The sequence below is a fragment of the Vibrio sp. 1562 genome, assembly GCF_033340155.1.
GTDB lineage: Bacteria > Pseudomonadota > Gammaproteobacteria > Enterobacterales > Vibrionaceae > Vibrio > Vibrio alginolyticus.
In genome coordinates, this window is sequence record NZ_JAWOVY010000478.1 from 1 (window position 1) to 630 (window position 630).

Here is a 630-nt window from a genome sequence, read left to right on the forward strand (position 1 = left end):
CGAAATACAGATCGTCAATGCGAACTGACGATACATGATGCCAGTAATACCCGGAAGCATCGCGACAGGTAGGAATACCGCCAACAGAACCAACGTTGAGGTAATGATTGGCCCAGTCACCTCTTTCATCGCTAGCAACGTTGCTTTACGTGGTGAAATGGTTGGATCTTTCGCCATCGTGGTATCAACGTTTTCGATAACCAGAATCGCGTCATCCACCACGATACCAATCGCGAGAATCAAACCGAACAAGGTTACCGTGTTGATGGTGAATCCTGTCGCTTGCATGATGGCAAACGTACCAATCAACGAAACTGGAATCGCGACCACTGGAATTAACGTTGCTCGCGCACTGCCCAAGAATAGGTAGGTTACGGCAATAACCAGTAGAATCGCTTCGACAAGTGTTTTTACCACACCTTTGATAGACTCAGCGACGAACACAGTCGTGTCGTAGCTGGTTTCGTAAGTCATACCTTCAGGGAAGTTTTCGCTCAAGCGTTCAAGCAGTTCCATTACTGCTTTACCACTTTCTAGTGCGTTTGCATCAGACTGAAGTGACAGAGCGACAATCGAAGCATCTTGCCCACGGAACTTACCGTTACCATCGTAGAACTTCTTACCCATTTC

At 47.3% G+C, this 630-nt stretch carries 1 protein-coding gene; it reads right to left on the reverse strand.

Going from position 1 to position 630, the window contains the following annotated elements; all coding sequences use genetic code 11:
- Positions 1–630 (reverse strand): efflux RND transporter permease subunit (locus tag R7Z49_RS25930; RefSeq protein WP_318112543.1); only part of this gene is annotated, 630 nt, incomplete at both ends.